This window comes from Klebsiella sp. 54 (genome assembly GCF_018223875.1).
GTDB classification, from domain to species: domain Bacteria; phylum Pseudomonadota; class Gammaproteobacteria; order Enterobacterales; family Enterobacteriaceae; genus Klebsiella; species Klebsiella quasipneumoniae.
This window is the reverse complement of sequence record NZ_JAGRRA010000002.1, coordinates 1,653,195-1,673,146: the sequence shown is the minus strand read 5'-3', so window position 1 is coordinate 1,673,146 and position 19,952 is coordinate 1,653,195. Positions and strand designations below refer to the sequence as shown.

Here is a 19,952-nt window from a genome sequence, read left to right as displayed (position 1 = left end):
GGGATGGGGTGGTGGCCGGACCGACGGCGCGCGCCATTCTGGACCATATTTTTGTCCCGCAGCAGGCGCCGGCGGCCGCAGCCGACGTGCCGCAGCGGGAGAGCGCGGACGCCCAGTAAGCGGCTGGACTTATTCCGCAGGCGCATCGTTCATAGAAATTGGTTATTTGTCCCGTCATCTTCCCGGCGGCATAGTATTTTAGGGAACATGACGAGCGAGGAGGAAGGGTGACACGTAACCGATTATTGCTGGTTCAGACCGGGACGCCGCCGGCAGCCATCCGTGAGGAGCATGGCGATCTGCCGCGCTGGTTCCGCACGCTGTTGGCGCCGTGGCAGGCGCAGCTCACCGCGGTACGGGTGTTTGAGGACGAGCCGCTGCCGGCGCCGGATCGCCAGACGGTGGCGGTGCTGACCGGCTCCTGGGCGATGGTGACCGACCGTCTGGCATGGAGCGAACGGACCGCCGACTGGATCCGTCAGGCGGTGGCTATCGGCATGCCGCTGTTCGGCGTTTGCTATGGCCATCAGCTGATGGCTCATGCCCTGGGGGGCGAGGTGGCGTATCATCCCGCCGGACGGGAAAGCGGCAGCCAGACTGTTTCGCTATCGCCGTGGGGTGTCGACGACCCGCTGCTGCGGGGCCTGCCGGCCGCATTTCCCGCGCATCTGAGCCATTTGCAAACCGTGACCCGTCTGCCGGAGGGGGCCACGGTGCTGGCCGCAACCTCCCACGATCCCCACCAGATCGTGCGCTACGGGCCGCACGCGGTCTCCACGCAGTTTCACCCGGAATTCACCGCGCCGATTGCCCGCTCGCTGATCCGCTACCGGGAGGCGGTGCTGCAGGCGGAGGGCATCGACGCGAAACGATTACACGATGAAGTGCAGGAGAGCCCGCAGGCCGCGGCGATCCTCTCGCGCTTCGTCAGTGCCTATCTGCCCCCTGATGCCCCCGGCCATTAATCCCCGGCAGTGAACAGTACCCGCCAGCGGCGACGACGGCGGGACATCTCGTAGGCCAGGTCGTCGACCTCTTCAACGCGCAGCGCGTCAGCCGCCTGCGGCGTCAGCTCCGCTAAACCATACTTCTGACGCAGGACGGCCAGCGCTTGCGCCTCGGGCGGCGTCCGGGTGCGAACCTGTGCGGCCAGGCGCTGCTGTAGCGGCCTGAAGGTCGCTTCATCCAGCGGCGGCAGCTGGCGCAAAAAGGTGTTGCAACAGCGCAGCAGCGCCACGGCGCGGCGATCCGGGGACTGGAGCGCCATCAGCAGCCCGTCGCGATCGGCGACGCGATGATAGCGGCAGCTCACCACATAGCCGATCTGCTGCTCCACCCGCAGGCGCTGGAAAAAGAGTGGCTCACAGCGCTGCGCCAGCACCCGCAGGGCCGCCAGCGAGGCGCCTTCCGGCAGCGGAATAAAGACCAGCAGCGCTGTATCGCCCCCGGGGAAAGTCAGCCGTTCGACGCCGCGGCGGCAGGGGACGGGGAGGTTGCCCGGCGGGTTAACCCGGGCGCTAAGCAGGCTCAGCTGGCGCGCGATCCACTGCGCATCCTCTGCGCTGCCGCCGGTCAGGGCCGCCAGCCAACCTTCCTGAAGCCCTGATGCGCCCAACCGATCGGGGAGCAAAGCCATGAGATGACGGATAGCAATACTCTCCGGCGGCGGGGCCAGCGGGGCGACCGGGAGTGCGAGCTGCCGCACAATGGCCTGCAGAATCGCCGCCGGCCGTTGGCCGGACGCTGGCCACTGCAGGAGCAACTGCCAGCTGCCGTCGACGCGATGCCACTCGCCGCGGCCCCCGGCGTGGCGGAGCGCGGCGAGCAGCGGGCGCAGCTGTTCCCCGCGCGCCAGCCCTTCGGCCAGATCGGACGAGCAGTAGAAGGGCGGTCGGAGCAGGAGCCTCGGCGGCTCGCCCGGTGACGGGAGATGGAGCAGCGGCGCAGCTTTCTCCGGGTTTTCCGCGGCGAGGCCGCCAGCGGCTTGCGGATAAAAAGCGAATTCCAGCGCCGGGTCAGAGACCGGGCGGCGCCACCACCGGCTAAGCGGCAGGCTAAAGCCCTGGGTGGCAACAGGCTCCCCTGGGGAAATGGTCTGGCAGGCCAGGCTGACCGTGGGGGCGGCCTGCAGGGCGGCGCAAAAATCGGCGAACCCGACGGGCGGCCCGCCGGGGGCAAAGCCGAATGCCCGCTGGCGCAGCTGATCGAGGGGCGACAGCGTTTGAAAACGGCGCCAGGACAGCTGATAGTAGTGTTGCTGCTGGTCTGGCGTCGTCTGCCGTAGCGCCTGCAGCCAGTGGGTTATCTGCTGGTCGACCTGTTCCGGCCGGTCGCTGGCGAAGACCAGCGCCAGCCAGCCGACGTGCCGATCCTGATACAGCCAGCTCAGCGCCACCTCTTGCGCCTGGCCACGCTGGCGCAGCCCGGCCATCAGGCTGCCAGGGGCTTCATCAAGCAAAAACTCGCGCAATAACGTGACGTTGTCACTTAAGGCGATCAGCGGGCAGCGCCACAGCGCGGGCTGGCTGGAGACCGCCAGCTGCAGTGCAGTGGATTCGCCCAGGCGCAGCGGCGGCGCCGGCGGTGGAGCCTCGCCTGCGGCAAGCCCGACGGCGAAACGGGCCGCCAGCTCGCCGAGCGCCTCCAGCGACTGCGGCCCTTGCAGCCAGAGCTGCATCCGCCGGGCGACGTAATGGGTGCGGTGAAAATCACGTAACGCCGCCTGCAGTGCAGGGCGATCGCCCGCCAGCGCGTCGGCACTGCCTACCTGAAAGCGGCGAAAGGCCGCGGGCGCGCTGGCGGCGTGACGCACGGCGGCTTCCCGGCGCGACGGCTCATGCTGCTGGATCAGGCGGTACTCGGCGTCAATCACCGCCACTTCACGCTGAATATCTTCCCTGAGCAGCCGCGGCGCCTGCAGCATCTCCTGTAGACGCGCGACACCGTCAGCCAGACCATCGGCGGCGACCTCGAAAAAGAACGCGCTGTGGCGGGCCAGGGTGGTGGCATTCACGCTTCCGCCCTGGCGCTGCACCCAGCCCATCAGCCGGTCATCATCCCGGTAGCGCTCACCGCCGTAAAACAGCAGATGCTCCAGCAGGTGCGCCAGACCGGGAAAGCGCGATGGTTCGTGGTGGCTGCCGGCGGCGACCCGCGCCAGGGCCGCGGCGCGATCGGCATGCGGCTGATGGACCAGGGTGGCCTGCAGGCCGCCCGGCAACGTGACGGTGCGTGTCGCCAGCGTCATTACAGGTCCCGGGTTTTGTAGATCAGCTGCGAGCGGGTACGGTTGCGGAACTGCAGCTGGCTGACTTTTATGTCGCTGCAGGCCGCTTCGCGCCGGGCGTCGAGGATTTTGTGATGATGCGGCGATTTGCTGCACACCGGGTCGGTGTTATCGGCGCTGCCGGTCAGCATAAAGGCCTGGCAGCGGCAGCCGCCGAAGTCTTTCTCTTTTTCATCACAGGAGCGGCACGGCTCCGGCATCCAGTCATACCCGCGGTAGCGATTGAAGCCGAACGAGTCATACCAGATCGACTCCAGGCTCTGCTCCAGCACCGACGGAAACGCCACCGGCAGCTGACGCGCGCTGTGGCACGGCAGGGCGGTGCCTTCCGGGGTAACGCTGAGGAAAATCGATCCCCAGCCGCCCATGCAGCCTTTCGGCCGCTCTTCGTAATAGTCCGGGGTGACAAACAGCAGGTTGGTGAGATTGCCGCTGGCGGCCATTTTCTGCCGGTAGTCGGCGACCACTTGCTCGGCGCGGGCGATCTGTTCCCGGGTCGGCAGCAGCCCCTCGCGATTGAGGAACGCCCAACCGTAGAACTGACAGGTGGCCAGCTCAACGTCATCCGCTTCCAGCTCAATGCACAGCGCGATAATTTTATCCAGCTGATCGATGTTGTGCCGGTGAAGAACGAAGTTGAGCACCATCGGGTAGTCGCGCGCTTTTACCGCCCTGGCCATCGCCAGCTTCTGCTGGAAGGCTTTTTTGTTACCGGCCAGCGCAGCGTTGAGCACCTCATCGCTGGCCTGGAAGCTAATCTGGATATGGTCCAGCCCGGCCTCGCTGAAGGCGTCGAGTTTGCTCTCCGTCAGCCCTATGCCGGAGGTGATCAGGTTGGTATAGAATCCGAGGTCGCGCGCGGCGCGGATCAGCTCTGGCAGATCTTTACGGGTCAGCGGCTCGCCGCCGGAAAAGCCCAGCTGTACGCTGCCCATCGCCCGCGCCTGGCGAAAGACCTCGATCCATTGTTCGGTGGTCAGCTCCTTGTCCTGCTGGGCGAAGTCCAGCGGATTCGAACAGTAGGGGCACTGCAGCGGGCAGCGGTAGGTTAGCTCCGCCAGCAGCCACAGCGGCGGATTGACGGCGGGTTTACTCTGGCTCACGGCAGGTGATCCACTTCTGTTGACAGGCTATCTGCAGGAACTCGATGACGTCGTCATCGACGCCTCCGGCTTCCGGGAAGCGTTCGTTGAGCACGGCGATAATTGCCGCGACGTCACGCCGGCCGTCCACCAGCTCGAGGATCGCCGCGGCGGTCTCATTGAGTTTAGCCATTCCCTCCGGATAGAGGATCACATGGCTCTCCTGGGCAGCTTCCCACTGCAGACGGTAGCCGCGACGAAAGGCGACGATGGAGGTTTTTTGCATGGTTACACCAGTCGGGTCGTGTGCCAGGCCGCCTTGTCGGTGACCGTATGATAGGGCGGGCGCTGCAGGGCATAGGCCATGGTCATGGCGTCAAGCATCGACCATAAAATGTCGAGCTTAAACTGCAGGATCTCCAGCATCCGGTTCTGTTTTTCAGCGCTGTCGCAGTAGGCCTTCGCCAGCGCCAGGCCATGCTCCACGTCGCGGTTGGCCTGGCTCAGACGGCTGCGGAAGTAAAAATAGCCTTCCTCTTTGATCCACGGGTAGTGCTGCGGCCAACTGTCGAGGCGCGACTGATGGATCTGCGGGGCGAACAGCTCGGTCAGAGAGCTGCAGGCCGCCTCCTGCCAGCAGGCGCGACGGGCGAAATTAAGATAGGCATCCACCGCGAAGCGCACGCCGGGCAAGACGTGGCGCTCGCTGAGCAGATCGTCGCGGCTCAGACCGACCGCTTCTCCCAGCCGCAGCCAGGCTTCAATCCCGCCGTCCTCGCCATGGCTGCCATCGTGGTCGAGGATCCGCTGCACCCATTTGCGCCGGGTCTGCGCGTCCGGGCAGTTGGCCATGATCGCCGCGTCTTTCAGCGGAATGGTGGTCTGGTAGTAAAACCGGTTCGCCACCCAGCCCTGAATTTGCTCGCGGGTCGCGTCGCCGTTATGCATGGCAATGTGGTAAGGGTGGTGAATATGGTAGAAGGCGCCTTTGGCCCGCAGGGCCTCTTCAAAGGCCTGCGGCGACAGCGTGTCGGTGATCAGCATGCGGTTTCCTGAAGGGTGATAGCCATCCCGTCCCAGCTCACTTCAATCCCCTGTTGCGTCAGCGCCTGGCGCTGGGGAGACCGCTCGTTAAGGATCGGGTTGGTGTTATTGATATGAATAAGAATTTTACGTTTTGCCGGCAGGGAGGCCAGCAGGGCCATCATCCCGTGCTCATCACCGAGCGCCAGGTGGCCCATATCGCGGCCGGTATTGCGCCCAACGCCGGCGGCCTGCAGTTCGTCATCCTGCCAGACGGTGCCATCGATCAGCAGACAATCCGCTTTTTGCAGCCATGGCAGAATGGTCTTATCCGGTTCACCGAGCCCCGGTGCGTAGAACAGCGCCTGCCCGTTGCGGCGGTTTTCGATAAACAGCGCCACGTTATGGCCCGGCAGCGGCCGGTCGCGATACGGCGAATAGGGCGGCGCGTTGCTGGCGATAGGCACCGCGGTAAACTGCAAATCCGGACAGGCGTCAACGGTAAAAGGCTGCTGCGGCGCGATGGGGTGATGCACCAGGCCGCCGTTCCAGTGTCGCAGCATGGTAAACACCGGGAAACCGGTGGAGAGATCCTCATGGACCTCCGGGGTGCACCACACCTGGTGCGGGCAGCCTTCGCGCAGGCTCAGTAACCCGGTGGTGTGGTCGATCTGGCTGTCGGTGAGAATAATGCCGCCGATATGCGTTCCGCGCAGCACGCCGGCTTTATTTAACTCGGGCGTGTGGGCAATCTGCTGACTGATATCCGGCGAGGCGTTGCACAGCACCCACTCCTGACCGTTATCGCTGACGATGATCGACGACTGGGTGCGGGCGCTGGCCTGGATCGTGCCGTCGCGCAGACCCTGGCAGTTGGCGCAGTTGCAGTTCCATTGCGGGAAACCGCCACCGGCGGCGGAACCGAGGACTTTAATGAACATGAAGACGGACCGGGTAATGTAAAAAGATGCCCGCGCGAACGGCGGGCGGGGCGATTAGCGGTTAGAAATGTACAGCGTCACTTCCAGACCGAGACGTAAATCGATAAAAGCAGGTTTCTTCCACATGTTTTGTTCCTCTTAAAAATAACGACAGGCCTCACGGATAATGCAGGATCTGTGACGGCCGCCGCATATTGCGCTTCACCGGGTGAGAGATCAACCCGGAATCTGTAAGGATTTAACTTTATGTTTACAATATAACCTATTGTTGCCAAACATGTTTTAATACCCGCAGCCAGTTACGCCACAGCAGCTTATCCAGCACCAATTGATCATAGCCGCTGTCACGCAAAGCATTGATTAGCAGCGGTAAGCCGGCCACATCCCCCAGCGCGTCCGGCAGGGTGACGCCGTCAAAATCCGAACCGAGGGCCACATGATCCTCACCCATTATGTTAATAAGATAGTCGATATGCCGGACGATGGTGGCGATGGGCGTGTCGCTATCGCGCCGTCCGTCGGCGCGCAGGAAGGCGTTGCCGAAATTGACGCCCACTACGCCGCCGCTGTCGCGGATCGCCCGCAGTTGCCGATCGGTCAGGTTGCGCGGCTGCGGGCACAGGGCGTGGGCATTGGAGTGGGTGGCCACCAGCGGGGCGGTGGAATGGTGGGCGGTATCCCAAAAAGCCTGTTCATTCATGTGCGAAACATCGATCTGCATCTTCAGGGCGTTGGCCTGGGCGATGAGCGCGATGCCCTCGCCGGTAAGACCCGGCCCGCTGTCCGGGCTGCCGGGAAAGGCGCCGGTGACCCCGCAGCCGAAGCGATTAGCGATATTCCAGAACGGACCGATGCTGCGCACCCCGGCGCGATAAAAGGCCTGCAGATCGTCGCCTTGGGCGTCGAACCCGCCGGCGCCTTCGATGTGCGCCACCATCGCCAGCGCCTTATCCTGACGACAGCGTTCGATATCCGCCGCGCTCAGGCACAGCCGCGCGCGGCTGGCGTCATGGGCGCAAATCGCCTTGAGAATAGCCAGCTGCTGCCAGAGGATCGTTAAGGGATCCCACGCCTGGCTGGCGTACTGCGGCGCCATACGGGAGATGTACTCCTGCGGCGGCACAAAGAGGGCGAACAGGCCGCCGGCCAGACCGCCCTGGAGAATACGCGGATAATCGAGGTGGCCGTTCTCTATCCCGGCAAAGAAGGCGGTCACCGGATCCTCGCGATGGTGAAGCCAGAGATTCAGCAGCAGGTCATTGTGACCATCAAAAATCGCCATAGCGGGCTCCTGGGTTATCAGGTGGTAAAAATGGCTGACACGGTAACGGATTTATGCCCGGGGGCAAGCAGAAATTCACAAGCCCGCAACAATTGCTAACGTGAACGGTGTATCACACTGTATCCCGCGGCGGGTCTCTGACATTAAGAGATAAAAATGGCCCCGGTCGGGCACATGGCGGATACAAATTTCCGCTTAACTGGTCACGTACTCTCTTGATGAAGATAAAAGGTGAGAAAGCGATGAACAGATTATCCCTGATCCGGTATGCCAGCGCCGCGGCGCTGGGGTTATCCACCCTGTGGTCCGCCGCCGTTTGCGCCGCTGAAGACGCGGGGGCGTTCGACAAAATCCACCAGATCCACGCTGGCGATCTGAATATTGGCTACGTGGATATCGGTCCGCGGGACGGCCAGCCGGTGATTCTGCTGCACGGCTGGCCCTACGATATTCAGAGCTATGCCCAGGTGGCGCCGGCTTTAGCGCAGAAGGGTTACCGGGTGATTGTGCCGTATCTGCGCGGCTACGGCGCCACCCGTTTCCTGTCGGCGAAAACGCCGCGTAATGGTCAGCCGTCGGCGATGGCGGCCGATATTGTCCATTTGATGGACGCCCTGAACATCAGGCAGGCAGATCTGGCCGGCTTTGACTGGGGGGCGCGCACGGCGGATATCGTCGCCGCGCTGTGGCCGCAGCGGGTGAAATCCCTGGTCTCGGTGAGCGGGTATCTGATCAGCAGTCAGCAGATTGGCGAAAAACCGCTGCCGCCGCAGGCGGAACTGTCGTGGTGGTATCAGTTCTATTTTGCCACCCCGCGCGGCGAAGCCGGTTACCGGCAGAACACCCACGACTTTGCGAAATTTATCTGGCATCAGGCGTCTCCGCAGTGGCAATTCAGCGACGCGACCTTTGCCAAAACCGCCCAGGCGCTGGATAACCCGGACCACGTGGCGATCACCATCAGCAACTACCGCTGGCGCCTGGGGCTGGAGAAGGGGGAAGCGAAGTATGCCGGCTATGAACAACGGCTGGCGGCGCTGCCGCCGATAACCGTGCCCACCATCACTCTGGAAGGGGCGAATAACGGCGCGCCGCATCCGGCTCCGGCCAGCTACCGGGCCAAATTTACCGGTAAATATGAGCACCGGGATCTGCCGGGGGCGGTGGGCCATAACCCGCCGCAGGAGGATCCGACGGCGTTTGTGCAGGCGGTGGTGGACGCCGATCGGTTGTAACCCGCGACTTGCCGGCGGCGCGACGTTGCGCTTCCGGCAACACGGCTTATGCTTGTGAAGAGTTTATTTTGCCGCAGGAGCAGCCTTTGGAGCGTGTTGACCACATCCTGGTCGTCGATGACGACCGCGACATCCGGGAACTGATTGTCGACTATCTGGAAAAATCGGGATATCGCGCCAGCGGCGCGGCGAACGGCAAAGCCATGTGGTCGGTGCTCAAAAATCATCAAATTGACCTGATTGTGCTGGATATCATGATGCCGGGCGAGGATGGCTTAACGCTCTGCCGCCAGCTGCGCGCTAACCCGCAGCAGGATATTCCGGTGCTGATGCTCACCGCCCGCACCGACGACAGCGACCGGATCCTCGGCCTGGAAATGGGGGCTGACGATTATCTGATTAAACCCTTTGTGGCCCGCGAACTGCTGGCGCGCATCAAGGCCATTTTACGCCGCACCCGGGCGCTGCCGCCCAACCTGCAGATCACCGAGGCGGGCAGGCTGATCGCCTTTGGCGACTGGCTGCTCGATACCGCCGCCCGCCATCTGCTGGACGACAGCGGGGCGATTGTCGCCCTCAGCGGGGCGGAGTATCGACTGCTGCGGGTGTTTCTCGACCATCCCCAGCGGGTGCTGAACCGCGATCAGCTGCTTAATCTGACCCAGGGACGCGACGCCGAACTGTTCGAACGGTCAATCGACCTGCTGGTGAGCCGACTGCGTCAGCGCCTGCGGGAGGATGCCCGGGAGCCGGCCTATATTAAGACGGTGCGTAGCGAAGGCTATGTGCTGTCGGTCCCGGTCTCCATCCGCGAGAGGCATGAATGAGGTTCTGGCCCGTCTCGCTGCAGTCGAGGCTGATGGCGCTGCTGTTTCTGGCGCTGCTGCTGGCGAACACCTTAACCCTGTCGCTGCTGTTTTATGAGCGAATGAGCAGCGCCCGCAGTGTGATGCTGGGCAATCTGGCGTCTGATGTCGCCACCAGCGTGGCGATCCTCGACCGTCTGCCGCCCGCTGAACGCCCGCAATGGCTGCCGAAGCTGGCGCGCGGCAACTACCGCTATCAGCTGGACGCCGGCGAACGCGGCGACTACCCGGACAGCTGGCGCGCCCGGGACGCGGCGCGCTCCCTGCAGGAGGCGCTGAGCGCGCAATATCCGGTGAGTATTGTGGCGATCCCTGGTCCGCGTCAGCATATCCAGGCCCATATCACCCTCCACGATGGCGCCCCCTTGACCCTCGACCTGTGGCCGAAGCTACCGCCCATCGCCCGCTGGCTACCGGTGGTGCTGATCGCTCAGTTTGTCCTCCTGCTGGCCTGCGCCTGGTACGCGGTTCGCCAGGTACTGCTGCCCATCACCCGTTTTACCCATGCGGTGAATGCGCTTGAGCCGGCCAGCGACACGGCGGGAACCATGGCCGAGCAGGGGCCGGAGGAGGTGCGCCGTGCCGCCCGCGCGTTTAATGCGATGCAGACCCGCATCCACGATCATCTGCAGGAGCGGGCGCGGATCCTCGCCGCCATCTCCCACGATCTGCAAACGCCGATCACCCGGATGAAGCTGCGGGTGGAGATGGCCGATCAGCCGGAACTGCGCGACAAACTGCTGCAGGATCTCGACAATATGACCCGCCTGGTGCGCGAAGGTATCGCCTTCGCCCGCACCTCGCAGCCGCTGGCGGAGGCGCGCCAGCGGCTGAACCTTGACGCCTTTCTCGACAGTATCGCCTGCGATTATGCCGACGTTGGCCGGCCGGTGCGGTTTTGCCCCGAGGAGAGCGCCGGGGTGGTGTGGATCCCACCGCAGGCCCTGCGCCGGGTGATGACTAACCTTATCGATAACGGGCTGAAATTCGGCGCCACGGTAACGGTAACCCTGACCCGCGACGCCGCCGGGGATATCACTATCCATGTGCTGGATGAGGGGCCGGGGATCCCTGAGGCGTCGCTGCAGGCGGTGCTGCAGCCCTTTTTTCGCCTGGAGGACTCGCGCAATCGCGATACCGGCGGCACCGGTCTGGGACTGGCGATCGCCGCGCAGCTGGTCAGCCAGATGAACGGCACGCTGCGCCTGTCCAACCGCCCGCAGGGCGGCCTGGACGCCAGCGTGCGTCTCGCCGCGCAGGGATTGTATCCTGCTGTATCTCCGGCGCAGTTGGAAAACTAAGCCGACAATTCTCCCGCTTTCCTGACACATCCGCCCTACATCTCCTTGCCGTAATGTCGTGGCTGCCACTCCCGGCAGCGACGACACAATGAGGAGAAGGCGATGTCGATATTAATTGCATTTTTCGGCGGGATGTTAACCCTGCTGAGCCCCTGTACGCTGCCGGTGATCCCGCTGCTGTTCGCCAGCGTCCGGGGCCACCGGGGGCAGCTGGCGATCATGCTGGCGGGAATGGCGCTGATGTTCGGCGCTGTCTCGTGGCTGGTGACGGTCGCCAGCGGCTGGGTGGTCAATCTGACTCTGGTTGGGCGCGGCCTGGCGCTGGCGTTCTTCGCCCTTGTCGGGCTGAGTCTGCTTTCGCAGCGCATCGCACAGCGGCTGACCTCACCGCTGGTGGCGCTGGGGAATCAGCTTAACGACGCCAGCTCACGCCAGCGCGGCTGGATCGGTTCGTTGCTGGCCGGGCTGGCGGTGGGGCTGCTGTGGGCGCCGTGCGCCGGGCCGGTACTGGGGGCGATACTGAGCCTGGGCTTTGTGCATCCGGGCCAGGCGACCACCGGCGGGTTGCTGCTGGCCTACGGCAGCGGCGGGGCGGTGATGTTATTCCTGCTCGGGTGGTGCGGCGCGGCGTTGATTGCCCGTCTGCGTCGCGGGCTGGCGTTCGGCGAACGGCTGCGCCGGCTGGCGGGGGTGGCGATGCTGGCCTCGGTGGCGCTGATCGCCAGCGGCGGCGACCGCTATTTGCAAAGCGCGGGAGGGTGGAGTCAGACGCTGGAGCAGCGGCTGGCCGCCCGTCTGCCGCAGCCGACGCAGAAAACGGTTCTGCAACCGATCGCTATGCCCGAGCCCAGCAGCGCCATGCCTTCGCTGGTGGGGGGCAGCGCATGGCTCAATAGCCCGGCGTTAACCCCGGAGCGTCTGAAGGGCAAAGTGGTGCTGGTGGATTTCTGGACCCGGGAGTGCATCAACTGCCAGCATACCCTGCCTTACGTGCGCGACTGGGCGAACAAATACCGCGCGGCCGGGCTGGTGGTGATTGGCGTGCATACTCCTGAATATCCCTGGGAGCGTTCGCTGCCGCTGCTGCGCCAGGCGGTGAAGGAGTGGCGAATAACCTACCCGGTGGTGGCGGATAATGAGTACAGCATCTGGAACGCCTTCGGCAATCAATACTGGCCGGCGCATTACATTTTCGACGCTCGCGGGCAGCTTCGCTATACCGCCTTCGGCGAAGGGGATTATGCCCGCCAGGAGCAGGTGATCCAGCAGCTGTTGCAGGAGAGCAAAGCCTGACCCGCGGCGCAGGCCTCTGGCGGATGGATCCCTCCAGGCCTTATACCTGATGCCGGGCGGCGCTGCGCTTGCCCGGCCTACGGGGTTACGGAGCCGCGTGTAGGCCCGGTAAGGCGCAGCCGCCACCGGGCATCGAAGCGGGAACGGCGCAAAATATCCATTGCCGGTGACTGCCGAACGGTTCCCTCTCCCTCCGGGAGAGGGCTAGGGTGAGGGAAATTTACGTGACACTGTCACCTTTCAACCCACTCCTGTAGGGCCTCGGTCATCAGTTTGCCGAGCAGCGCGACCGCGGCGGAATGGGGTTCCTGACGCGGGGTTTGTTGCAGACTGACGGCCAGACTGCCAGGGGATGGCAGCAGTCCGCCGGCGGGGCGCAGATTGCCGGGCATGCCGATGCGGGTGCGAACCGTCAGCCCCAGGCCAGCCTGCACCGCCGCCCAGATGCCGCTCAGGCTGTGGCTGACGAACACCACCTGCCAGGGGATCCCAGCGGCATCGAGACAGGCAATGGCGCGGGAACGCATCAGGCACGGGCTGTCGAACATCACCAGCGGCAGCGGCTCGCCGGACGCCAGCAGCGCGCGAACGTCAAAGTCAGGATGCGCAATCCACGCCAGCGAACAGCGGCCCAGCCCCGGACCCTGATCTTCGGTTTGCCACAGCAGCGCCAGATCCAGCGTCTCCTCCGCCAGCGCCTGGCGCAGCGGGCCATTGCGATCCACCCTCGCGACTATCCGCACCTGCGGATGGTGGCGGGTAAACTGCCCAAGGATCCCCGGCATCAGCGATTCGCCAAAATCTTCCTGCATGCCAAGGTGAATTTCGCCGGTGAGCCGCTCGCCCTGCAGCGCGCGCAGGGTTTCATCATTGAGCGCCAGCAGCCGTCTGGCGTAGCTCATTAACTTTTCGCCTTCCGCGGTCAGCGCCAGGTGCCGCCCCTGCTTAACCACCAGCGCGGCGCCGCACTGGCCCTCCAGCTTTTTAAGCTGGGCGCTGACGGCGGAGGTGGAGCGCGCCAGACGCTGCGCCGCCAGGGCGAAGCTGCCGCACTCCATGCCGGTCACAAAGCTGCGCAGGGCGTCGAGATCGAGGCCGGGTAAGCGTTTCTCCATTATCATCCTTATTACCGGGACGTTAGATTCTGGCGATTGCCATTATCGGGACCATACTGTGGCATCTCGGCGGGCAGGCGTCAACGGACCTACGGCGAGAAGCGTAGAAGCGCGTCGGTAGCGCAGGCAGGCATAAAAAAAGCCGATAAGAGAACTTATCGGCTTAGTGCAGGCTGGGCTGGCCGCTGAGCGGGGCGACAGGCGCCGCCTCGCTCAGGCAGATTATTGCGCCAGCAGCTCCTGAGCGGTGCGCTCCACCAGGCTCAGCAGGACCTTCACATCATCCAGCGTCACCACCGGGTTCAGCAGGGTTAGCTTCAGGCAGGTAACGCCGTTGTGCTCGGTCACGCCGACGTTAGCGCGGCCGGAAGCCAGCAGGGCGTCGCCGACGCGCTGGTTGAGCAGGGCAATTGCCGCCGCGTCGCTCTGCGCCATCTGCGCCGGACGGGAACGGAACAGCACGCTCGCCAGCTGCGGCTGCATCACCAGCTCCAGCGTCGGCTGAGACTTCACGTACTCCGCGACGTTTTTCGCCATGGTGACGCCGTGATCGATGATCGCCGCATACTGCTTCTGGCCCAGCGCTTCGAGGCCCATCCACAGCTTCAGCGCATCGAAGCGGCGGGTGGTCTGCAGCGATTTGGACACCAGGTTCGGCACGCCGTGTTCTTCATCGAACTCGGAGTTCAGATAGGCCGCCTGATAACGCATCAGCTCGTAATGGCGGGCATCCTTCAGCAGGAAGGCACCGCAGCTGATGGTCTGGAAGAACTGCTTGTGGAAGTCCAGAGTAACGGAATCCACCAGCTCCAGACCGTCAAGATAGTCGCGATACTGCTCAGACAGCAGCAGCGCGCCGCCCCATGCTGCGTCAACGTGCAGCCAGATCTGATGCTCCGCGGCGATACCGGCGATGTCGCGCAGCGGGTCGATAGCCCCCGCGTCGGTGGTCCCGGCGGTGGCGACGATCGCCATGATCTGCTCGCCGTTAGCCTGCGCTTGCGCAATCTTCGCCTGCAGATCGGCCACGTCCATCCGTGCGAATTCGTCGGTTTTCACCAGCGTGACCGAGCGGTAGCCGAGCCCCATCAGCGCCATGTTCTTCTGCACCGAGAAGTGGGCGTTTTCGGAGCACAGTACTTTGTACTTGCGGATATCCCCCGGCAACCCATCCTGCTGGATGGAGTGTCCCTGACGGGCAAAGAAGGCGTCGCGCGCCAACATCAGCCCCATCAGGTTGCTCTGGGTGCCGCCGCTGGTGAAGACGCCTGCATCGCCTGCCGGATAGCCGACCCGGGCGCGCAGCCACTCGATCAGCTTCATCTCAATGATGGTCGCCGACGGGCTCTGGTCCCAGGAGTCCATGCTCTGGTTGGTGGCGTTGATCAGTACTTCCGCCGCCTGGCTAATCACCAGGCTCGGGCAGTGCAGGTGCGCCACGCACTGCGGGTGGTGCACCGACAGGCTGTCTTTCAGGAAGTACTCGATCGCACGGTCAATCGCCGCCTGGTTACCCAAACCCTGTTCGTTAAACTCAAGGGAGATACGCTCACGCAGTTCGTCAACGCTTTTCCCCTGATACATCTCAGGTTGCTTCAGCCACTGCACAACGGCCTGGCTGGTCTGCTCGATAACCTGCTGATAGGCCTCAACGCTCTGCGCCGAACCAGCAAGAATCGGATTCAATGTGGACATGGTGGTCACTTACTCCACTCAGACCGGTTTTACGCCGGCGGCCAGCAGGGCCTGTTCAAATTTGTCGAGGAACACATCCAGTTCCGCGTTGCTGATCAGCAGGGACGGCAGCAGGCGCAGCACGCAGCCGTGGCGGCCACCGCGCTCCAGAATCAGGCCCGCTTCAAAGCATTTCTTCTGCAGCAGGGCAGAGAGTTCGCCGTCAGCCGGGTAGCAACCCATGTGATCCTGCGCTTCGTTCGGCTTGACGATTTCGATACCGATCATCAGACCGAGACCGCGAACGTGGCCGATTACCGGGTAGCGCTTCTGCAGCTCCGCCAGTTTGCCTTTCAGCCACTCGCCCTGGGCAGCGACTTTGTCAGCAATCTTGTTGTCGCGCAGATGACGCAGGGTGGTCAGGCCGGTAGCCATCGCCAGCTGGTTGCCGCGGAAGGTGCCGGTGTGGTGACCCGGTTCCCAGGCGTCGAACTGTTTTTTGATGCCCAGCACCGCGAGCGGCAGACCGCCGCCAACCGCTTTCGACATCACGATGATGTCCGGCTGGATACCGGCGTGCTCGAAGGCGAAGAATTTACCGGTACGGGCAAAGCCAGCCTGTACTTCATCGACGATCAGCAGAATGCCATGCTCTTCGGTCACTTTGCGGATGCGCTGCAGCCACTCAACCGGCGCCGGGTTCACGCCGCCTTCGCCCTGAACGGCTTCGAGAATAACCGCCGCCGGTTTACGGACGCCGCTCTCCACGTCGTTGATCAGGTTTTCGAAGTAGTAGGTCAGGGCTTTCACGCCGGCTTCGCCGCCGATGCCCAGCGGGCAACGATACAGGTGCGGGTAAGGCATGAACTGGACTTCCGGCATCATGCCGTTGACCGCCGCTTTCGGCGACAGGTTGCCAGTGACGGACAGCGCGCCATGGGTCATCCCGTGATAGCCGCCGGAGAAGCTGATCACCGCCGTACGGCCAGTGTATTTTTTCGCCAGTTTCAGCGCGGCTTCCACGGCGTCAGCCCCGGAAGGACCGGTGAACTGCAGGCAATACTCTTTCCCTTCGCCCGGCAGGCAAGAGAGCAGGTATTCGGAGAAACGATCTTTTAACGGGGTAGTCAGATCGAGAGTATGTAACGGCAAGCCGCTGGTAATGACACTTTGGATGCTCTGCAATACATCAGGGTGGTTGTGGCCCAGAGCGAGAGTACCGGCGCCGGCGAGGCAGTCCAGGTACTGTTTGTTATCCGCATCCGTCAGCCACACGCCTTCAGCTTTAGTGATAGCCAGCGGTAACTTACGCGGGTAACTCCTGACATTCGATTCAAATTCGGCCTGACGGGCCAAAAAGGTTTCGTTGTTTGCGTCTAATAAATCAGCACGTAAAGTATCAATACGGACTTTATCCGTCATCATATCACTCCCACAACCAGCATTGCGGTTGAACGCTGGTTGAATAATTGGTGTAAGGAATTGAATTGGCATTCATAAAGCGCGCACAATATATGGCTTTTTAAATCCGCATTCAACGTTTTATTGATTGCGTTATTTTGACGCTATTCTTACCGGGGTAAAAATTAACATAACCTGCTGAATTATAATAAAACAACCCAAGGTAACGATAACCCTTTAAAGTGTAATTATTAGTGAGAAAGTCTCTATATTTTTATTGCCGCTGCGTTAAAGCGCTGACGGAAAGCCTTCCGTCAGCGATAGCAAGAGTCAATGCAGCTCAACCGCATAATTTGTTAAAGGTGTAACTTTTTTCACCAACTTATTGTTATATAAAAACTGTTCGTAAGTGTCATAGCGCGCTTTATCCAGCGCCGCCGGATCGGTGGCGAACAGCGGCACGGTTTGCAGCCACGCCTGATGGTTAAGCTCGGTCTTCAGCTCCGGGTGGGCGGCAGCGAACGCCTCCCAGCTCTCCTGCGGATGGGCGCGCAGATAGCTGACCCCGGCCTGCAGGGCGGTGAGGAATTTACGGATTTTCGCCTCATGAATCGCGTCGCGGTGGGCGACAATCACCAGCTCGTCATAGGCCGGTACGCCATAATCCTCAACGTTCATCACCACTGGAGCTTTGCCCTGCAGCTTCAGCTCCTGCGCTTCTATATTACGATAGCCGCCGATGACCGCGTCCACCTGGCCCGCCAGCAGAGCGCTGGTCAGCTGAAAATTGACGTTGATCAGCTTGATACTGGCCGGATCGATCCCCGAATGCTGCGCCATGGTCGCCAGGGTGGCCTGCTCAATGCCGCTGACCGAGTAACCCACCTTCCTGCCTTGCAGATCCGCCGGGGTTTTGATCTGCTTATCGAGGGCGATCACCGTATTCAGCGGCGAGTTGATCAGGGTGCCAACGCGCACCAGCGGTAACCCTTCGTCAGCGAAGAAGTGCACCTGCGGCTGGTAGGTGATGGCCAGGTCTGCCTGACGGGCGGCCACCATACGGGGCGGCAGCGCCGGATCCGACGGAGGGACAATCTTGACGTCCAGACCCTGGGCCTTAAAGGCGCCGATCTGCTCGGCCACCATAATCGGCGCATGGTCGGGGTTAATATACCAGTCCAGCACCAGGGTGAGCGGTTCATTGGCCAGCGCGTGACCGCTGAGCAGCGCCGTCAGGGTTGCCCCGGCGAAAAGCGACGTTTTCATCTGTTTTCCTTTATTACTTCATGATTATTCCGGCGACCAGTCGATCAGCCGGTGCAGCAGGGTGTCTACCGCCAGCCACAGGAAGAGGGTCAGCAGCACTAAAATAAACAGCGCGGCGAAGCAGATATCGGTTTGCAGCCGCGCGTTGGCATTGAGCATGACGTAGCCCAGTCCCTCGGCGGAGCCGACCCATTCGCCGATAATGGCGCCGATGGGGGCCACCGCCGCCGCCATGCGCAGGCCCGAGCCCAGCGCCGGCAGGGCGGCCATCAGGCGGACATGCTGTAGCTGAGCGCCAAAGGAGGCGTTCATGCTGCGCGCCAGATCGAGATAGTCGTGGTTGACCCGTCGCAAGCCGTCAAAGAAGGCGGAAGTGACGGGAAAGAAAATCACCAGCACCGCCATCGCCACTTTGGCGCTCATGCCAAACCCCAGCCACAGCACCAGCAGCGGGGCGAGGGCAAAGACCGGGATCGCCTGGCTGGTGAGCACCAGCGGCATCAGCCAGCGCTGCAGGCGCGGGGAGAGGATCATGCCCAGCGCCAGCGTGACGCCGAGCGCCACCCCCAGCGCCAGGCCGCTGAGGATCTCGCTGAGGGTAATCAGCGTGTGCCAGCCGAGATAGGCGCGATTGACCCACAGCGCCTCGGCGACCGCCGTCGGGGAGGGTAAAAGAAAGCGCGGAATGCCGCTGCGGCTGGCCAGCCCCCAGAGAAGCATCAGTCCGCAGAACACCATGGCGCCGCGCCAGAGACGTTCGCTCATGAGTGGGCCCTCATCAACTGCTGCAGCAGCGCCGCCTGGGCGTTCAACAGCTCGGGCGCGTCCGGCGCGCGCGGAGGCGCGCCGGTGAGGTGATGGCTGTCGTCGATCTCCCCGTCGGTGGCCGAGAGGACCAGCAGACGGTGGCTCAGCCGGCAGGCTTCCAGCGGATCGTGGGTGATCAGCACCACCGTCCGCCCCGCCAGCAGAGTGGCCGCGAGGGTCTGAATGCGCGTGCGGGTGAGGGTGTCCAGCGCCGAGAAAGGCTCATCCATTAGCACGATGGGCCGGTCCTCATACAGGGTGCGGGCCAGCGCGGCGCGCTGACGCATCCCGCCGGAGAGCGTCGCCGGCCGGGCGTCGGCGCACGAGGCGAGCTCCACCTGTTCCAGCAGGGTGGCGACCCGGGCGTGATCCACTTTCTCACCGCGCAGCCGCGCGCCGAGGGCGACGTTCTCCCGAACGCTCAGCCAGGGATAAAGCAGATCTTTCTGCCCCATCCACGCCAGGCGGCCGGGTATCGGCTTGCCGTCGCTGGCGACCACTTCCCCGCAGGTGGCGGGGGCCAGGCCGGCCATGACCCGCAGCAGGCTGGTTTTTCCGGCCCCGCTGGCGCCGAGCAGCGACACCCACTGGCCGCCGGGGACCGTCAGCGACAGATTGTCGAACAGGCGGCGGTCGCCGAAATGGAGGCTCAGATTGCGGACCTCGATACCTGGCGCCGTCACGCCCGGGACTCCACCGCGGCGTTGAGCCCCATCTGCCAGAACTGCGCCTCAAGGCGGGTGGCGGTGGTGAAGATGTCGCTCAGTTCAGTGATTCGGGACTCGCTTCCACGCTGTTGCCACACGGTCTCCAGCAGCGCCAGCGCGGCGCTGACGCCCTGCAGATAGCCTTCATCGCCGTAGTTGCGGATCCACGAGGCGTAGGGGTTATCGTCCAGTCGGGTGGTGGGGTGATGCAGCAGGCCCAGACCGATTTCGGCGTAACCCGCTACGCAGGGCATCAGAGCGACCAGCAGATCCAGCGCGTCGCCTGAATGGCCGATATCCAGCACGTAGCGGGTATAGTTGATGGTTTCCGGCGCTTCGGGCTGGGCGGCCATCTCCGGTTCGCTAATGCCCCACTGGGCACAGTAGCCGACGTGCAGCGGCACTTCGTTAAGAATGGCGTTCATGGAGGCGGCCGCGGCGCGCATCTCCGGCAGCGTGCGCAGTTTACTCACCAGCAGCGCGTAGCTGCGGGCGAAATGGATTAGAAACAGATAATCCTGGGTGAGATAGCGACGAAATGCGCTTTCAGCAAGGGTGCCTTCGGCGAGCTGCCGGACGAAAGGGTGCGCCACATAGTGCTGCCAGTCAGCGGCGGCCAGCTGGCGTAAACGGCCATAAAGACCTTGGCTAAACGCGGGAACAATCACAGGAC

General features: G+C 63.2%; 19 protein-coding genes. 5 read left to right on the top strand and 14 right to left on the bottom strand.

Annotation, left to right across the window (positions count from 1 at the left end):
• Positions 1-227: 227 nt before the first annotated feature.
• Complete coding sequence (locus KHQ24_RS09735) at positions 228-965, top strand: glutamine amidotransferase (protein ID WP_017900545.1); 738 nt, start codon at positions 228-230, stop codon at positions 963-965.
• On the opposite strand, the gene pqqF is transcribed toward KHQ24_RS09735, so the two are convergent.
• The 7 genes from pqqF to KHQ24_RS09700 all read right to left on the bottom strand — a co-directional run bounded on the left by pqqF (position 962) and on the right by KHQ24_RS09700 (position 7,614).
• Positions 962-3,247, bottom strand: a complete 2,286-nt coding sequence (gene pqqF, locus KHQ24_RS09730) for a pyrroloquinoline quinone biosynthesis protein PqqF (protein WP_211777250.1) — start codon at positions 3,245-3,247, stop codon at positions 962-964. The genes KHQ24_RS09735 and pqqF overlap by 4 nt on opposite strands.
• Complete coding sequence (gene pqqE, locus KHQ24_RS09725) at positions 3,247-4,389, bottom strand: pyrroloquinoline quinone biosynthesis protein PqqE (RefSeq protein WP_211777249.1); 1,143 nt, start codon at positions 4,387-4,389, stop codon at positions 3,247-3,249. Before pqqE ends, pqqF begins: the two co-directional genes overlap by 1 nt.
• Entirely contained in the window at positions 4,376-4,654 is a 279-nt protein-coding gene (pqqD, locus tag KHQ24_RS09720) for a pyrroloquinoline quinone biosynthesis peptide chaperone PqqD (protein ID WP_004202592.1), read from the bottom strand. Before pqqD ends, pqqE begins: the two co-directional genes overlap by 14 nt.
• A gap of 2 nt (positions 4,655-4,656) precedes the next feature.
• Positions 4,657-5,412: a pyrroloquinoline-quinone synthase PqqC gene (gene pqqC, locus KHQ24_RS09715; RefSeq protein WP_004143685.1), complete on the bottom strand. Its 756-nt coding sequence runs from the start codon at positions 5,410-5,412 to the stop codon at positions 4,657-4,659.
• Entirely contained in the window at positions 5,406-6,332 is a 927-nt protein-coding gene (pqqB, locus tag KHQ24_RS09710; RefSeq protein WP_211777248.1) for a pyrroloquinoline quinone biosynthesis protein PqqB, read from the bottom strand. The genes pqqC and pqqB overlap by 7 nt, the downstream gene beginning before the upstream one ends.
• Positions 6,333-6,386: 54 nt before the next feature.
• Complete coding sequence (gene pqqA, locus KHQ24_RS09705) at positions 6,387-6,458, bottom strand: pyrroloquinoline quinone precursor peptide PqqA (protein WP_002905689.1); 72 nt, start codon at positions 6,456-6,458, stop codon at positions 6,387-6,389.
• Between the two features lie 136 nt (positions 6,459-6,594).
• Positions 6,595-7,614 (bottom strand): dipeptidase, encoded by a 1,020-nt coding sequence (locus KHQ24_RS09700; protein ID WP_208527517.1) that lies wholly within the window; start codon positions 7,612-7,614, stop codon positions 6,595-6,597.
• A 242-nt stretch (positions 7,615-7,856) separates the two neighbouring features.
• Here KHQ24_RS09700 and KHQ24_RS09695 point away from each other — a divergent pair, with 242 nt between their 5' ends.
• The 4 genes from KHQ24_RS09695 (at position 7,857) to KHQ24_RS09680 (ending at position 12,309) form a co-directional block, all read left to right on the top strand.
• The gene (locus KHQ24_RS09695) at positions 7,857-8,849 is read left to right on the top strand and encodes an alpha/beta fold hydrolase (RefSeq protein WP_049116421.1); all 993 of its coding nucleotides are present in this window, start codon (positions 7,857-7,859) and stop codon (positions 8,847-8,849) included.
• Positions 8,850-8,935: 86 nt separating this feature from the next.
• Entirely contained in the window at positions 8,936-9,676 is a 741-nt protein-coding gene (locus tag KHQ24_RS09690) for a response regulator (RefSeq protein ID WP_049092217.1), read from the top strand.
• Complete coding sequence (locus tag KHQ24_RS09685) at positions 9,673-11,016, top strand: ATP-binding protein (protein ID WP_023318328.1); 1,344 nt, start codon at positions 9,673-9,675, stop codon at positions 11,014-11,016. Before KHQ24_RS09690 ends, KHQ24_RS09685 begins: the two co-directional genes overlap by 4 nt.
• A gap of 102 nt (positions 11,017-11,118) precedes the next feature.
• The gene (locus KHQ24_RS09680; RefSeq protein ID WP_211777247.1) at positions 11,119-12,309 is read left to right on the top strand and encodes a cytochrome c biogenesis protein/redoxin; all 1,191 of its coding nucleotides are present in this window, start codon (positions 11,119-11,121) and stop codon (positions 12,307-12,309) included.
• 233 nt (positions 12,310-12,542) lie between these two features.
• Here KHQ24_RS09680 and KHQ24_RS09675 read toward each other — a convergent pair whose 3' ends face one another.
• From KHQ24_RS09675 to tenA, 7 genes are all read right to left on the bottom strand, one after another.
• The gene (locus KHQ24_RS09675) at positions 12,543-13,436 is read right to left on the bottom strand and encodes a LysR substrate-binding domain-containing protein (protein WP_048294900.1); all 894 of its coding nucleotides are present in this window, start codon (positions 13,434-13,436) and stop codon (positions 12,543-12,545) included.
• A gap of 210 nt (positions 13,437-13,646) precedes the next feature.
• Positions 13,647-15,128, bottom strand: a complete 1,482-nt coding sequence (locus KHQ24_RS09670; RefSeq protein ID WP_025999270.1) for a pyridoxal phosphate-dependent decarboxylase family protein — start codon at positions 15,126-15,128, stop codon at positions 13,647-13,649.
• 9 nt (positions 15,129-15,137) lie between these two features.
• Positions 15,138-16,523, bottom strand: a complete 1,386-nt coding sequence (locus KHQ24_RS09665) for a diaminobutyrate--2-oxoglutarate transaminase (RefSeq protein ID WP_008804788.1) — start codon at positions 16,521-16,523, stop codon at positions 15,138-15,140.
• 306 nt (positions 16,524-16,829) lie between these two features.
• Positions 16,830-17,765: an ABC transporter substrate-binding protein gene (locus KHQ24_RS09660; protein ID WP_064149990.1), complete on the bottom strand. Its 936-nt coding sequence runs from the start codon at positions 17,763-17,765 to the stop codon at positions 16,830-16,832.
• A 24-nt stretch (positions 17,766-17,789) separates the two neighbouring features.
• The gene (locus KHQ24_RS09655) at positions 17,790-18,530 is read right to left on the bottom strand and encodes an ABC transporter permease (protein ID WP_094311948.1); all 741 of its coding nucleotides are present in this window, start codon (positions 18,528-18,530) and stop codon (positions 17,790-17,792) included.
• The gene (locus KHQ24_RS09650) at positions 18,527-19,255 is read right to left on the bottom strand and encodes an ABC transporter ATP-binding protein (RefSeq protein ID WP_004202571.1); all 729 of its coding nucleotides are present in this window, start codon (positions 19,253-19,255) and stop codon (positions 18,527-18,529) included. Before KHQ24_RS09650 ends, KHQ24_RS09655 begins: the two co-directional genes overlap by 4 nt.
• Positions 19,252-19,947, bottom strand: coding sequence for a thiaminase II (gene tenA / locus KHQ24_RS09645; RefSeq protein ID WP_023318323.1), 696 nt, complete (start codon positions 19,945-19,947; stop codon positions 19,252-19,254). Before tenA ends, KHQ24_RS09650 begins: the two co-directional genes overlap by 4 nt.
• Positions 19,948-19,952: the final 5 nt, after the last annotated feature.